We start from the raw sequence: 16,194 nt of genomic DNA, 5'->3' as shown, positions 1-16,194 counted from the left end.
AAAATCCTGATTGCCCATTGTGATAGTTCCCACACTTTTGATCTTATGATTCCTAAAAGCCTGTTGCCCAAAGTTTTAGTTTTCATTTTTCCGGTCACGATCATTTTAGGGAATTTTTATCTCTTTAATACTACAAAGAATAAAATCGAAGCATTTACAATTCAACCTCCATTTTTAGCTTTTGATTTTACGAATTCTTATCTTTCTAATAGAAGTTCCAGAATCCGTAATCTTTTAGATCAAAATCCTTCTACAAAATGGTTTAAACTTCGTAACTCAATTCAAAAGGAAGACTTTTTAGTTGAGTTACGACAAACACACCACCTTAAAAATCAAAAGCCTGAAATCTCAAAATGGAAAACCCTTCACGTTGTAGGTTGTAAAGAGAGTGTGAAAATATTGAAGCTCGGTATTATTTTACGCGAATCGATTGATATGGATACTGAACTTAGATTGCCTAAGGACAGAATTATAGGAGAAAAATTTTTGAATTTTTCAGAGTCCAGACATTTTAAAATTCCTTTAGATTTGTATTATAAACCTGAAATGAGCGAGGAGTTCCCACAGAATATGTTTATCTGGACGGTTAACGGAACTTGGATTGCAAAAGATTCTGATTTTTCAAAAGAACTTTGTTTGGAAGATATTTGGTTGAGTGAGGATTAAAGTAAAGTTACTAGTTTATTATTTCATTGAAAATTAGATTATGAGTTCAGTGTGAGAAAATTAGGAAATTTTTTTAGGGTAATAGTTTCTAAATTTTTAGAATTTATTTGTAAAATCGTGGTTTGTGCAAACATAGATTCGGTCTCATTTTAATATATTATAAACTTTGAAAGTATTGAATTGAATATGAATTTTTTGTAAATAAATTAGAAAAAGTAGTGTTTATAATGAGTTGCTAAACTGTAATTTTGTATGAATTCCCACATTCTTTATCCAAAAAGATAAATTTTTATATCGGATTCAAATGAAATTCAGTCTTTCCTAAATAAAATTTTGAGAAGCCAAGCTTAAACTTTGTTTAAACAACAAGAATATGGTTCAAAGGTTATAAACTTTGAATAAAAAGACCTGTGGGAATTATCACATTCATCAAAACTCGTGATTGTCTGAATTTTTAATTGGAGTTCCCACAAAACTGGGGAGAACGACGGGAATCGAACCCGCGACGGCCAGTACCACAAACTGGAGCTCTACCAACTGAGCTACGTTCTCCGTCTCTTGCTGATCCTGGTGACCCGAGAGGGATTCGAACCCCCGACCCACTGCTTAGAAGGCAGTTGCTCTATCCAACTGAGCTACCGAGTCTTGGGAGGATTGGAAAATCGGGATGATAGGATTTGAACCTACGACCCTCTGCTCCCAAGGCAGATGCGCTACCCCTGCGCTACATCCCGTTTTCGACTCCATGTTTTTGAAAACAGTAGCAGTGTCAAGTAGAGTCTTCCGCTTTTTCAATGTGTCGTAATATCTCAGGATGTGTAGGAGATTTTAAGAGAGCTTTTTTAAAAGCTAAAACTGCTTCTTCTTTTTTACCACTTTTGAAAAGAAGAACACCGAAAGAATCCAAATAAGCGGGGTTATCAGGTTCATTTTTTAAAACGGATTTTAAACAATCAACGGCCAACTTCCATTCTTCCGGATTAGGTTTTTTTTGATTTAACAATAAATAACCGAGAGAATTTAGACTATTTTTATAATCGGGACGTAGCCTAAGAATTCTCTTATGAATTTCTATTGCTTCCTCGACCTTACCGGATTTTTCCAGAGCAAATGCTTTCATAGAAAGAATTTTTAGATCGTCCACTTGAAACTTGAGGCGTTCTTCACATTTATCTAAGGCTTTTGAATATTCTTTATTTTGAATTAACGCATAAACGATCATCAAAATGGAATTTTCCCTTTCACCAAATCTAGGAAATTTTTCAAGGAGTTCTTCTAAAATAGAAACGCATTTTTTATAATTATCAGTTCTTGCACAGCATATTGCAAAATTATAATATAGTTCCGGGTCTTCATTTCCTGAAGAAATTTCTCGATCGATTAAAGTCAGTGCAAAAAGAAAATTTTCCTTATTGATTTCTTGAAGAATCCTTCTCTTAGCGGAAGAAAATTTTTTATTTTTATCCTTGTCGGACATTTTTATAATTCACCTAACGACAGTTATTTTATATCAAAACGTAATGGATTTATTGATCTATATTTTTATTTTCACGTACCTATTAAAATTCGCATATTTGTTGATTCTTAATAATAGATGTCTTAGTTTTTTGTGTTATAATTTCTATATAGTAGAATACTATGAGTTTTTAAATAAACCCAAATTTAGAAACAGAATTTTGGACACTCTATTCTATAGTTCAATTAATCTATGTTTAGACGTTCTATTTATACATAACTCTTGACCGCAACGATATGATCATTCTCACACAGAAATACTTTTCAATTTTATAATCTTTCATTTGGTGAATTCTATTTTTTGTATATTTAAGAAAATTTCTATAAATTCAAATATAACGATTTCAGAATTGAATTTTTACATAAAATCACTGTTTGACGATTTTTAAATGAAAATTTCATTTTATAGAGATGACCATAAAAGTATTTAAAAATGACTCTTAAAGAGCTTGTCAAAAACTTTCATAAAATCCTAAAAGAAGTGAAGTTTTTAAAGAAGCTATTGTTTTGGGACGGTTTTTAAATCAATTGTATTCCTTTTGATTTATTGTATATTTTTATTTCCTTTGATTCTGATACTTTCAATTGATTGTTAATCTTGTTCTTTCTCAAAGTGTTTCTTCATTTTCCTTTGAGTTTTATCTTCTTTAAAAGTTTTACTCTAAGAATTTTATGAAATTACCGTTTTGCGATCATCATTCAATAAAAAATTAGAATTGTTAAAAAATTCTGTAGTTCAAAATTAACAAAACTGATTCATCGTCATATTTCAATGAAATATAAAGCGGATAAGACATTAATTTTTCAACGACTCTATTGATTCTTAATTTTGAGACAATAGAGAACTAAAAGACCATTTTACAAAGTATCATTTATGTATTTCTATTTCGGTTTTTGAAAACTTAAGAAATGTTTTTACTTAAGGAATCCGAAAGTTGCGTTAAGATAGAAAAATCGGTTTGATCTAGGGATAAGGGAGTTAAGGAAATTTTTCCCGAAAAGAATGCAGTGAAATCCGTTCCTTCTTCGGTAGAATGTCCGAGTTCTGAACCACCTAAGTAGAAATCAGCGATTCCTCCGATAATATTTTTTTGGGAGTAGGTATCTTCGTAAGTGCGTTTGCCTAATTTTGTAACTCTTAAATTCTCCATTGAGGATATAAAATCAGAGGGAATATTCATATTGTAAACTACTCCCACTTTCAATTGAGAAGAATATTCGTTAATGAACTTTCGAACGAATTCAGCTTCTCTAATATAATCATAATCTTTAGCAATATTTCCAGAGCTGACCGCTAAGGAAAGTTTCTTATGTATCGCTCCATGTCTGGCCGCTCCGACGGTTCCGGAATAATGAACGTCGTGACCCATGTTGACTCCTCGATTGATTCCGGATAAAACCAGATCAATTTTTGGAAAAATTTCTCCGTGCAAACCTATATTCACACAATCCGCCGGATAACCGTCTACGATATAATGATTGTCGTTGATTCTTTCTACTCTCATGGAGTCGTAAATCGACAAGGCCATGGAAGTGGCGGATCTTTCCCGCAAAGGAGCGATTAAATATGTATTGTGTTCTTTCTGAAGGATCGTTTCTAACGCTTTGATTCCAGAAGAGGCGATTCCATCATCGTTTGTAATTAGAATATTCATAAAATCAAATGTAGTATAGAACCTGAAATATAAAAATAAAATATAAAAGGAAATGCGCCGGAAAAAAACACCGCCGTTAAGGAAAAACGAACTGCATCTGTAGTTTTTAAATCGTAAATAAATTGGATTCCTTTTGAAAGGATTGTTACATAGTATCCGATTAGAAAAAGTAGAATTGTAAAATAACCGATTCCTCCCGTCATACCCGTTTCACGCAATAGAATAGCAATGGGTGCAAAAAAAGCAAAGATCGCCATCCCGAAACGACATAGATTGTACGAAAAATGCACGTTACCCGTTCTTTGTTTCTTTTGTGCGTGAAAATCGATTACTGCTCCTAAAATCATGGGGAGAATGGAAATCATAGATAAATTTGCAAGGAACGATAATCCAATCATCCCAAAAGAATTTCCCGTATAAGGAGGGGATATGTAAGTTGCACCAACGGAAATACTTAGAGCACTTGGAATCAAAACGATCCAAGAATACAAATTTAGATTTCTTTCGGAAATATTTGCAAGTGCTGTTTCTAGCCGAATCGGTTCGTAAATAGATGCTTCCAATAATCCGAGTATTGTATTGAATAATTCTTTCAAGAGAACCTACCTGATCGCCTGAGGAAGAATGATGAGCACAGGAGAATTTTTGAATTCTTTAAAGAAGATTTTTTCGCCGGAAAAAGAATTCATTTTAGATCCTAACATCATAAACAATCTATCGAATGGAGATTCATCTTCCTCATATAAAGGTATTTCTCCGTCATACTGACAGAGTCTGGATAATTCTTCCAGAGCCTCTTTTCTTCCGCCGATTTCATCTACGAGTTTATTTCTAAATGCGTCTTGTCCCGAATAAATTTTTCCTTCCGCAAGATTTTGAACCGACTTTACGGTTTGATTTCTTCCTTTCGCTACATCTTGAATAAATTCGTTATAAGTATCGGATAACATCTTTTGAATCATTTCGTCTTCTTCGGGAGTAGAATCTCGAAATAAAGATAAGGAATCCTTATACTTTCCTTCTTTATAAGTTCTCATTTTGACTCCGTAACGATCTAAAAGCCCTTTGATGTTCGGTGCCATTGCAATGACTCCGATTGATCCTGTGATCGTTCCGGACAAGGCGAATATCTTATCTGCGGCCGAAGCGATGTAGTAACCGCCCGATGCCGCCATGTCTTTCATGGACACTACGATCTTTCTTGTTTTTCTAAGTCGCATTAATTCGTTGTAAACTTCCTGGGAGGCACCGACCGTTCCACCGGGAGAATTGATTTCGATTAAGATTCCTTTAATATTCGGATTTTGTTCTATATCTCTCAGTTTCTGCAATATGCTTTCTGAGCCGGTCGATTCAAAAGTAGAATGTCCCGAATGAATTTCACCTTCGATTTTAATCAGTGCGGCACCAATAGGAGCCGTACTAAAAAATGTTCCTCCCGTGGTTCGAGAGTATTTCGAAGTTGTAGTTGCCAAAGAGATATTCACGAGTCCGATCAATATGGACAAAGTGGTCAATACGAATGTGATTGCTAATGCTAGACGGTTTCTTTCCACACTTGAAATCAGATTCTTCCCCGTAATGGTGTCAAATGAGATTTTATCTGAGCTTTCACATTTTAAGGATTCTTGGGGCTAAAGAAAATAGAATTTGTATTGAAGTTTGTGGAATCAGAAGCCGAAAATTTTATCTTTTTGTAATTACTCAGAATTATATAACGGGGAAACCGATATTTCTCACTTAAACAGAACCTTGTAATTAAAATTTACGATATTTATTTTTATAAAGATGAGCAACTAGATGGATTCATTTTGAGATTGGCTCGATTTCAGAAGACGAGACCAATTTCGTTTCGCTCGTTCTAAATAGAGAACGAAAGTGGCAGAGTTTTCCTTTGAAATATTAAAGGCAGTATCTATATTTTATTTTTATAATGTAAATTTCGTTGATTATTTTTTCTATTTTCTGAAACGGAGGAGAGCCCACTCGCTACATCAAGAGTTTGCATTTTTTCTAAATTAGAGATTTTGAATTTTTAAATCAAGCTCGGTATTCCTCTCCGGGCAATTCCTAGGATTTCAAAAAGCCCGAACCCAACACCAAGTTTAGATAAATTCGCTTTCCTTATTTCTGCCCTCTGAATTCATATTTTCCAGTTTGACAGTAGGTCATGGCATTCTGGAAACTGATCTGTCAGTCAAAAATAAATATGAAATCACTCATAGAATCTTTTATTCAAAATCGACTTTTTATGTATTTAGGGATGGTCTTTATCTTTTTATCCGGAGTTGTTTCACTGATCGGATTACGAAGAGATGCATTTCCTAATGTGGACTTAAAGCAAATGGTGATCTCTACAAAATTTCCTGGGGCTTCTCCCGCCGATGTAGAACTTAGAGTCACTTATCCTATAGAAGAAAAGCTCAAAGAAATAGATGGAATCGATGAGATTCGTTCTTTTTCTAGAAATTCCGTTTCGGACATTGACGTTCGTGTTAGTCTGGAAGAAAAAGATCCGGAAAAAGTTTTAAATGAAATTCGAAGAGCCGTAGACAATGCGATGGGAGAGCTACCGGCTCAAGTTACCGAAAAGCCTAAAATGACGGAGCGCAAGTCAGGGTCTTTTCCGATTCTTGAATTTTCTATTTTTGGAGGAAAGGACGAAATCGAACTACATACCACCGCCGAATTTGTAGAACGAGAACTTGAAAAAATTCAAGGTGTGGCTAGGGTAGACGTTTTTGGTAAAAGAGATAGAGAATGGCATATTTTAGTAAATGCTAATAAACTAAAGCAATATTCTTTAGACTTAAACGATATTATCAATACGATTCGGAACAGAAACATTAATCTTCCTGCCGGTTCCGTGGATTCGGAAACTGCGTTCGATTTGAGAATTGATGGAGAATTTAAAAACCCTTCCGAAATTGGGAAAATCCCTACAAGGACTAACGAAATTTTTTCCACGGTTAAACTAGAAGATATTGCAAGGGTGGAAGATACTTTTGAATATCCTAGATTTCTTGCGATTGCAAATGGGAAACAGGGACTAATTCTTTCTGTGATCAAAAAAGAAAGATCGGATGCGATTGAGGTTGCAGATAACGTTCACAAAAGACTAAACGAACTTTCCAAAACTTATCCTTCTGGAATGAAAACTTTTGTGTTAAACGACGAGGCCAAAAGGACTAAAAACAGACTCAACGTAGTTTCTTCTAACGCTTTGATCGGATTTACGATCGTATTCGGGATTTTATTTCTATTTTTGGATTTTAGAACGGCTACATTGACTTCTCTTTCATTACCGTTCTCGATGTTGATGACTTTTTCGGTTCTTCCATTTTTCGACGTATCGTTTAACATGATTTCTATGATGGGTTTGATCATCTCTCTTGGAATGTTGGTGGATAACTCGATTGTAATTTCGGAAAATATATATACATATCTTGCTGAAAAAAATGATTCTGTCGCTGCGTCGTTACGCGGAACCGTGGAAATGATCGTTCCTATTTTTGGATCTTATCTTACAACTGTAACCGCGTTCTTGCCCATGTTGTTTATGACTGGAATTATGGGAAAATTCATTTGGGAAATTCCTTTAGTAGTGATTGTGGCGCTTACAGCGAGTCTTATAGAATCGTTTTTATTTTTGCCGGCGAGGATTGCTGCGTTTGCAAAAACTCCAAACCAGATGAAGATCAAAAGTAAATTTCGTCTCAAGATGGATTCGATTTTTCACTCTATCGAAACAAATTTTTCTAAATTAGTTTCTTTTAATATTCGACATAAGAAATCTTCGTTTGCGGTCATTTTATTGTTGGTCTTTGGTTCTTGTGGAGCCTTGTCTCAGATGGACTTTGTACTTTTTCCAAAAGAAGATATAGAAATCATCATGATCAAAGCCGAATTTCCACCTACTTCCAGAATTTTTCAAACCAGAGAAAAAATGAAATATATGGAAAGTATTGTGCAGAAAATTCCTAAAGAAGAATTGGTCAGCTATTCCACAAAGATAGGGGTGCAACAAACCGATCCAGATGATCCTTTATCTCGTTTTGGTGAAAACTTGGGAGTGATTTTAATTTATCTGACTCCTGAAGTAAAACGCGAAAGAAAGGCGACTGAAATTCTTCGTTCGATCGAACCGGATCTTAAAAAAACTCCAGGTTTAAACGAAATCTTTTTAGAAGAATTTGGAAATGCTCCTCCAATTGGTGCTCCGATTACTATTTCTATTCAAGGCAAAGATTATGAAACTCTAAAGAACATTTCGAATGAGTTACAATCGTTTTTAAAGTCGATTCCCGGAGTTTTTTCTGTTCGAGATGACTATCGATATGGTCGTAAGCAGATGTATATTCAACTCGACGAGGGATTGGAAAGTTTTACTGGGGTATCCACTTTGTCCGCAGCGAACGGTCTGCGTGCTGCGTATGATGGAGAAAGGGCGGGAACCGTTCGAAAAGGAAGAACAAAAATATACTTAAGAGTTCTTTACGATAGAGACTTTCGGAAAAATCCTAATGAAATTAAGACGATTCCATTACGTAATAAGGCGGGAAACATTACAAATCTTGCAAAGATTTCTAAAATGGATTTGATCGAATCTCCTGAACTTCTCGCGCATAAAGACTTTGAACGCGCCATTACCGTTAACGGAGATGTAAAGTTAGACGAAATTACGGCTCACGACGCAAACCAAAGAGTAGCCACGGAGTTTAAACCGCTAATCGAAAAACAATATCCCGGAATTATGATTACGTTTGGAGGAGAAGAAAAGGATACACAAAGATCTATGGCCTCTCTTGCAAAAGCGGGGATCATTGCTATATTTGGCATTTTTGGAATTTTGGCTCTTACAATCAAAAGTTTTTGGAAGCCTGTCTTGATACTCAGCACTATTCCTTTGGGAATTATAGGTATTGTGATTGGTTTTCCTCTTTCTGGAAAGTCTATTAGCTTTTTAGCAATGATCGGTATTATTGGTTTAGCTGGGGTTTTGGTAAACGCTTCGATTGTTTTAGTGGATTGTATCGATTCTATCCGAAAAGATTCCAAGGCAAGTATGGACGATATTTTAATCGAAGCAAGTCAAAGAAGATTTAGGCCGATTCTTTTAACGACTCTGACTACGGTAGCGGGTTTGTTACCTACCGCTTATAGTCTTGGTGGTTCCGATCCGGTTCTTATTCCTATGACACTTGCTTTGGGTTGGGGTTTGGGTTTTGGAACATTAGGAAGTCTTTTATATGTTCCGGTCACCTTATCAGTGTTTAATGATCTTACTACTCGATTCAAAGAAAAAAGGTCAAAAAAGAAGTAAGAAATTTGATTAATGGCTTTAATCTTTTTAACGCAGATTTGATGTAAAGAAAACCAGAAAGTTAGTAGTTCCCACATTTGTGGGAACTCATGCAATTTTTGCCATTATCTAAAAGTCTACGAATCACCCAATCTTACAAGTTATGATTTCATAGACCTCAAATTGTAGGAGTTCATATTTTAACGTGAGTTCGACGTAAGAATCCATGATCCATTTTTTTGAAAAAAGCTGAACTTAAGATCTATTCCTACTCAGAACGATATAATAAAATCCCCAGTATTTTGCACTGAAATAGAATTTTGCAAAAAAAATATGGCACTCAATTTTATATCAATCAGTAAAATGTGGAAACTATCACAAATCACAATTTTAAGAACAATTTAAAATAATTGATTAGAGTTAAATTGAAACTATACTTACAAAAAATATAATATACTAGGGAAAGATGATTTTGTTAATTAAACTTTTATAAAATCTAAAAGAAACCTTTATAGAATTCAAAAAGAATCGTCTAATCAAATTCTGCATAAAATCGCCGTTTTGCGGCTATCACAAAAATGAAAAAACTATTTTATAAAAGTTCCTTTTCTCTTTTACAAAGTCGAATTAATAATCTTGCCTATAAATCGCTCCGCCTGAAATATTTTCAGGAGAAGAAGTTCCAGTCCAAAAATTTGCTTGGAATTGAAGATAAACTGTTCTTGCGTCCCGATTATCCGCTGTATTGATAAAATAATTTTTAGCGGTATTCGTATGAATGACCTGATAAAAAAGTTGAATCTTATAAAGATGATAATCGCCTAACAGGTTTATTCCGGCCCAATAAATGTAATAAGCTTCTCCTGGTTCGAAAGTCTGATTTTGATTCCAGTCCCCCTTCAAAAATTCTCCTTTGAAAACCGGCATAATATATTTCGATCCGCTAATATGAAAATTGTAACCGATCGTACCATGATAACCCATCACTTGATTGGCTGCCGAACCGGAAAATTTACTCCAAGCTCCGTTTAAATAAAATCCCTTCCAAGTAAAAGTCATGTCGTATGTATGACCTACAATACCAAAATTTGGTCTTCCAGGTGTTGTAATCGTTTTATCAGCAAGATAATCGGATTTCAATCCGGTTGGATCAATTCCGCCTGTAGGTGTAGTCTGTTGAATTGCAAGTCTAGTAGGAGTTTGATCCTTAAGAAGGAATTCTACTGGAACTGGCTGTGAAGTTTTAAGCTGAGTCGTTTGGGCCACTGCAGCGCCTAACGATAGTTTGGCGTCGTCTTGAAAAATTTCGTCTCCTTCGACCCAACCTATGTCTTTATCTTTTTTTATCAACCCGCCAAATACGTTGTATTGAATTCTTCCGTAATAAATTGGTGCAAGTAATTGAGGAAGATTTTGACGTGCGGCCGTATTATCTTGTCTTCTACCATAACCGTAGTCACCACCGCCACCGTGACCGTTTCCAATAAAGCCATGAAGAGATAAATATCTCGTATATTTTTTATCGATCGCTTCTAAAGGATGAATTGCGATCATTGCGCCTGTGTCAAACTGAGGAAGCATGTTCGTGACGATCGATCTTTCTAAAGAAATAAAATTTGCAGAACTTTGAATATATTCTCTGTTAAACGGAACGTTGATTTGTCCCAAAGTGATACGAGAACTAAGAATTGGAATGTTCATCCAAATGACTGCTTCGTGAATTAAACCTCTTGAATCGTTGAGAGTTACGTCTTGAACATCGCCAGTAGTTTTATTTTTTGTTACTCTTAAAAACTGACTATTGATTGCGTTTTCTAAGCGAAGCTGAGTTGCAAATCCCCACCATTTTGCACCTTGATAAAAGAAACCAAGGCGAAGTCTTCTGAAGTTTGCGTCTGCAGTGTGAAAGTCTTCGTTGCCAGAAAATGCGGAATTACGATCCCCACTAACTCCGCGAAACTGAGTTCTTGCAGCGATTACCAACTTTTCCTCGTTTAAATTTTCAGGTCTATGTTTGTAATGATTTGGAAGTTGCATATCCTTACGTTCAGGAAAATTTTCCTTTTCGAAGGAATCGATCTTAGTGCGATTTGGACCGGGTTTTGTGTAGATCAAACCGGTGTCGTTGTCTTCGTAAAATTCTTTTTTTGGCTTTTCTACTGGTTTGGAATCTACTCCGGCTGGTTTTTCTTGTGCGAATAACCCAACTTCGGTGAGTAATATTAAACTAAAAATTTGAAAACCGATTTGTAATTTTCTGCTTCTTTTATTACGTTCTCTTTTCTTTTCCATTTCAAATGCCGGTATAAGACCGTTCCCCTTTCTCTATTTGAACCATTTGTAATTTCTCTGAAACTTATATTTCATTTTGATTACAACTGGATGAGGAGAGTATTTCAATTTGATTACAAGTTCGGGTCTTAGAATAATGTATTTGTAAGACGTTATATAATTTAGAAATATATAACGGATATTTTCTTTTAGCAAAATTCTAAATTCGAGATGGATCTATAAAACATAAAAACGTTTTTAAAGATCAATGGTTTTGCTTTTAAAATAAAGTGAGTTCGGCGTAAGGATTCGTTTTATAAAAAACTGATTTTTTCCATAAAAATAAATGTGGGAATTTCCCAACTCGAATCATAAAAAATGAATGTTTAAAAATTTATGATGAGACTGAATCTGTGGGAACTCTCACAAATCTATATTTTACGGTAAAACTTTGAAATGTGGGAACTATTACAAAAATTTAACGAGATTAAAACTGCTCGAAAGCTCGTAAATTGCCAATGAAGCCTAATTGGTAGGAACTACTGTATTTTATTAAAAATTTCTAAAAAATTATCTCATAAAATTCTTTGAGGTTTTGAGACAAGCTCTTACTACTTTTAGAAAAATTTTCTTAGTTTTTCTTACTTCGAATTCACGTTAAAATAGAATTTTTCTAGTTAATTCAACGTGAATTGAATTTCTCATCAAACTAGAAAAGGCGCTAAAATAAATAAAAAATTATGTCCACAAAAAAGAGGGTAAAAATAAATCATCTCATATCCTTTCAGTCTAAAAGTCCTCTTTTCTGTATCATTTGTATCGGTTTTTTGGTTGTTACTTTGTGTGAGTTCCTAGGTTTTAAATTTCTATTCAGGATCAGTAAAAATCTATAAAGAGTTTGGTTTTGAAATGTTGATCTGAAAAAACAAAACTTCGCAAAATAAATAGTTAGGATTCAATTAAACCGGCGCGAATCGCATACATTACTAAATCTGCAACCTTATGTAGATCCAGTTTTTTCATAATATTGGCGCGATGAACCTTAACCGTAGCCGGAGAAATTCTTAATATTTTTCCAATGGATTCGTTAGAGTTTCCTTCGGCGACTAATTTCAAAATTTCTCTTTCTCTATCTGAAAGTACCGAAAACGCTTTTTTAGCGTCTTGATTGTCTTCTCCTGGTTTCCCGGAACCTACAAATCCGGATAAAAAGTGTGTCGTTATCCCCGGACTTAAATATGTTTCTCCTTTATGAACCGCTTCGATAGCACGAAGAAGATCATTTCCTGCGTCGTCTTTTAATACGTATCCGTTTATCCCTAGTTCTAATAATTTTTGAACGTATTCTTTATTATCATGACGTGAAAGAATGATAGTTCGGATATTTGGATAATATTTTCTCAGATTTTTTACGAGATCGATTCCGCTTAATCCCGGCATTGAAATGTCTGTGATGACTAGATCTGGATTCAATTTGCCGATTTGATCTAATGCTTTTTCAGCGTCTCCCGATTCGCCACAAATTTCGAAACCGGGTTGGCCGGAGAGAATCATTTTTAATCCTTCTCTAAGAATTGCGTGATCATCGACTAGAAATATTTTTGTATCGGTAGGTTTCATGTTTTTTTAGCGTAAGTGTTTTTGTTTTTTTCCAAAGGAATTCGGATGATAAACTTAGTTCCTTTCCCAGCAGAAGAATCAATCTTAATTTTACCATTTAAATCTTCTACTCTTCTACGGATATTTTCAAGTCCAAAACCGGAGGACCTCGCTCTGACCTTTCTTTCCTGAAAACCGATGCCGTTATCTTTAGCGTCTATAAACAACTGTCTTCCTTTGGCTTGAATCTTGAGAGAAATTTTACTCGCTTGGGAATGTTTAATCACGTTCTGAAAGATTTCCTGAACGATTCTAAAAACCTGATTGGCCGTTGTCTGCTCTAGATTCAATTTGAGATTTAAGTCTAAATCTGCTTCTATGTCCATAGGCGGAAATAGATCCGAACTTAAGGATCGAATTGCGGCTTCTAAGCCGATTTCTCTGAGTGTGGAAGGATGTAAATTTGTATAAATATCTCTTAGTTCTTGGCTTGCCTTATCTATCAAAAGAAGTCCCGTATCGAACTGTGCCCCATAGACTTTAGGATTTCGATTGTATGCTTGGAAGTTGAGTTTTGCCGCGAGGATGGTTTGACCAACTCCATCGTGCAATTCTCCGGAAAGTCTAATTCTTTCTTCTTCTTGGGATTGTAGGAGTTGGGTATGAAGACTTGCAATTTTTCTTTCCAATCTTTTGTTTTCTGTAATGTTTTTGAGAATAATTCCTATGTGATCTCCAAAACGAAATACGGAGTAACCGTAATAGATTTTTTGTTTTCTAAATTCTTGATTTTGTATTTTTCCCCATTTGGATAAATTGATGTTTGATTCCATTTCTTCGTGGTCTACCGGATTTAGGTTCAGAATTCGAAATAGGTTTTTACCGATCAAACTCCGAGAGCTTCCAGCAAATTCTTTTTGAAAGGATTGGTTTGCAAACAGAATCGTTTGAGTGTTGTCAATTGCTACGATGGGAGAAATCTCTTTAAGAAGATTGAGAAAAAATTTAGGCGGAAGACCTGGTTTCAATATCGTTGTAGTGGTAAGACGTTTTCGATTCTTACGTTTCAAATCCTGCATAAGAGGTTAAACACTTTTGTTTTACCTCAAAGAAAGAAAAGAAAAAAAGAATTCCCAGGAAAAAATTCCTGGGAAAATGAATTCAGTTCGATGCAGGAAATACTTCCGAGGAAACTGGAGTGAGATACCAATTGTGATTTGTATTTCCCATAGATTCGTACCAAGGTTTAAAAGAAGGATATGATTTACGAATATCCGTACTTTCATAAGGCCAGAGGAAATTTCCGGGAACTAATAAAGCCCAAGGAAATCCTGTCGAATCCAAATAACGATCCTTTCCGTTGGTATCAAAATATCTTTTTGGAAAATGTATTTCCTGATTGGTATTAATCACTTTGATAAAAGTATCATACGGAGCGGGCCCTAGGGTTACTCGGTTGATTGCATTTTGTAGAATTACTTCTAAACTTGCAGACTTGCCTTTTTTAAAAATGGTGTTGGTTTTAGAAGAATTTGAAGATAGAATTGTAGTATTGGATCTCGGAAGAATTTCTAAAGAAGAAATTGTAGAGTTATTGCCAGTAGAGTTATATTCTATGGTTGAACTATCATATCCATATCTAGTAAGAGAATACGATGAGGCAGTGATTTGTGGAATCGTAAGATGTAAAGTGTGATTATAGCCGGCTCCTTTGGCTACGTGGATAAAATTTGCCCGTATTCTCGCCACTTCTCCTTTTGCGTTCCAGTCTTCTTCAAATATAGCTCTTATATTATAGTCGTTAAAGTCTGCGTCTCCTTGATTCGGGTATAAATCTTCAAATGAAATTGTATAATATCCTTCTGCTGGATAACGAAACGTAGACGCGCGAGTAGGATCGTTTGGATATGTATCGTCTCGATCTATAATTCCATCTCCATCCGTATCTGGAAGAATTACGTTATTTCCTTTGATTACTACTGTAATTCGTCTAGAAATGCTATAAGCGTTGATGATTTGGATTTCTGCTTCGTAAAGTTGACCAAATGCTTGTACTTTGAGTAAAACTTTATGAGTTGTTTCATCGATTGTAAAACTTCCCTTGACTTCCCCGTTTTCTGCAGTTACTGCTCTGAAGATAGATTTTTGAGAAGTATTATCTATATTAAAAATTTGTACTAAACTTCCTGAAATAGGAGACTCCGGGCTGAGAACCTGGATGTTTACGTTTACCGTTTTTGTAGTGTCGAAGACGAAATCTACTGGAGCGGTTTCATCGTTGATTACAATACTGAACGGTTGTTCTCCGGCCGGAGGTGGAGACGACTGGTTGGGCTGTGTTGCGCTTAAAAGCCAGAGCAGGTTGGGATCTTGAGAATTTGTACAGGCGTTAATTCCGATCAGAAGAACCCCTATAAAAATCGTATTTGTTAGTTTTTGAAAAATTCTCATTTTTGTTTCATTCCTTAGCACCTTTCATTCTCTCACAAAGGGAAGTAGTGAACAATAGTCTCAAGTACGTATTTTATTAAGCGAACAGGGCTAAAATGGAATTAAATTTTTTACGGTAGTTTTTGGTTATAAACTAGTTTTGAACCATTTGTTTGGATTGTATTTAAATTTGTTTTTTATTTTTAAAAAATCCAAAACTAAAAGTTTTAAAATCAAATAAGTTTTATTGTATATTCAAAAAATATTTTATAGTATTTTTGTTTTATCTATAAAATAACAGGTTATAAAAAAATGAATTCTCCATTTTGTTTTTGTTTCATGAAATGATCTATTAACACAATTTTGTTAAATGCCTCTTTCAATAACTCTAATGTAGCTTCTGTGTAATCAAGTTTGAGCGAATCCAGCATTGCCGGACCACATTTTTAACTACAGTCAATAAATTATATAAAAGAAGCATAATGCGATAATTTCTCTTTAGTTTCAATTTATTATAGAAAGCGATTTGTCGAGCGCCGAAACACTGAATTACTTCGAACGACCTAAAACGCGATCCATAAGAAAGCCCGTTCTGTTGAGTTCATTCTGATTCTAAAATTCTATTCAACTTGTGGGGTTGGTTATCGATAGAGAGCATTTTGCTAAGTTTAAACGCGATCCAGAAAACTTAGCGAATGCCTCTTTAAGGATCGGCATTCAAGAAATGAAACGTTGAGTTTGAAAGAGCGTTCTTTC

At 34.9% G+C, this 16,194-nt stretch carries 10 protein-coding genes and 3 tRNA genes; 2 read left to right on the top strand and 11 right to left on the bottom strand.

Annotation, left to right across the window (positions count from 1 at the left end; genetic code table 11):
* Positions 1-45 precede the first annotated feature (45 nt).
* Positions 46-666 carry a hypothetical protein gene (locus BW942_RS15825; RefSeq protein ID WP_002083627.1) on the top strand — a complete coding sequence of 207 codons (621 nt, stop codon included), beginning with the start codon at positions 46-48 and terminating at the stop codon, positions 664-666.
* Positions 667-1,142: 476 nt separating this feature from the next.
* On the opposite strand, the gene BW942_RS15820 is transcribed toward BW942_RS15825, so the two are convergent.
* The 7 genes from BW942_RS15820 to sppA form a co-directional block, all read right to left on the bottom strand.
* Positions 1,143-1,218, bottom strand: a tRNA-His gene (locus BW942_RS15820).
* A 16-nt stretch (positions 1,219-1,234) separates the two neighbouring features.
* A tRNA-Arg gene (locus tag BW942_RS15815) sits at positions 1,235-1,311 on the bottom strand.
* Positions 1,312-1,328: 17 nt separating this feature from the next.
* Positions 1,329-1,400, bottom strand: a tRNA-Pro gene (locus BW942_RS15810).
* Positions 1,401-1,435: 35 nt separating this feature from the next.
* Complete coding sequence (locus BW942_RS15805; protein WP_001280575.1) at positions 1,436-2,143, bottom strand: tetratricopeptide repeat protein; 708 nt, start codon at positions 2,141-2,143, stop codon at positions 1,436-1,438.
* 940 nt (positions 2,144-3,083) lie between these two features.
* Positions 3,084-3,836 carry a 5'/3'-nucleotidase SurE gene (gene surE / locus BW942_RS15800; protein WP_001023250.1) on the bottom strand — a complete coding sequence of 251 codons (753 nt, stop codon included), beginning with the start codon at positions 3,834-3,836 and terminating at the stop codon, positions 3,084-3,086.
* Positions 3,833-4,432 carry a hypothetical protein gene (locus BW942_RS15795; RefSeq protein WP_000661083.1) on the bottom strand — a complete coding sequence of 200 codons (600 nt, stop codon included), beginning with the start codon at positions 4,430-4,432 and terminating at the stop codon, positions 3,833-3,835. Before BW942_RS15795 ends, surE begins: the two co-directional genes overlap by 4 nt.
* A 6-nt stretch (positions 4,433-4,438) precedes the next feature.
* On the bottom strand, positions 4,439-5,392 hold the full coding sequence (gene sppA, locus BW942_RS15790) for a signal peptide peptidase SppA (RefSeq protein ID WP_000440816.1): 954 nt from the start codon (positions 5,390-5,392) through the stop codon (positions 4,439-4,441).
* Between the two features lie 653 nt (positions 5,393-6,045).
* Between sppA and BW942_RS15785 the strand changes: the two genes are divergently transcribed.
* Entirely contained in the window at positions 6,046-9,159 is a 3,114-nt protein-coding gene (locus BW942_RS15785; RefSeq protein ID WP_000838391.1) for an efflux RND transporter permease subunit, read from the top strand.
* A 606-nt stretch (positions 9,160-9,765) separates the two neighbouring features.
* On the opposite strand, the gene BW942_RS15780 is transcribed toward BW942_RS15785, so the two are convergent.
* The 4 genes from BW942_RS15780 to BW942_RS15765 all read right to left on the bottom strand — a co-directional run bounded on the left by BW942_RS15780 (position 9,766) and on the right by BW942_RS15765 (position 15,459).
* Positions 9,766-11,430 carry a hypothetical protein gene (locus BW942_RS15780; RefSeq protein ID WP_000412628.1) on the bottom strand — a complete coding sequence of 555 codons (1,665 nt, stop codon included), beginning with the start codon at positions 11,428-11,430 and terminating at the stop codon, positions 9,766-9,768.
* Between the two features lie 927 nt (positions 11,431-12,357).
* Positions 12,358-13,029 (bottom strand): response regulator, encoded by a 672-nt coding sequence (locus BW942_RS15775; protein ID WP_000805070.1) that lies wholly within the window; start codon positions 13,027-13,029, stop codon positions 12,358-12,360.
* Positions 13,026-14,087: a sensor histidine kinase gene (locus BW942_RS15770; RefSeq protein ID WP_001153181.1), complete on the bottom strand. Its 1,062-nt coding sequence runs from the start codon at positions 14,085-14,087 to the stop codon at positions 13,026-13,028. The genes BW942_RS15775 and BW942_RS15770 overlap by 4 nt, the downstream gene beginning before the upstream one ends.
* Positions 14,088-14,169: 82 nt before the next feature.
* Complete coding sequence (locus BW942_RS15765; protein ID WP_001218040.1) at positions 14,170-15,459, bottom strand: LruC domain-containing protein; 1,290 nt, start codon at positions 15,457-15,459, stop codon at positions 14,170-14,172.
* Between the last annotated feature and the right edge of the window lie 735 nt (positions 15,460-16,194).

The sequence above is a fragment of the Leptospira interrogans genome (assembly GCF_900156205.1).
In the GTDB taxonomy this organism is placed as follows: Bacteria; Spirochaetota; Leptospiria; order Leptospirales; family Leptospiraceae; genus Leptospira; species Leptospira interrogans.
Note: the sequence above shows the minus strand (reverse complement) of the source record. Positions and strands in the feature narration are given on the sequence as shown.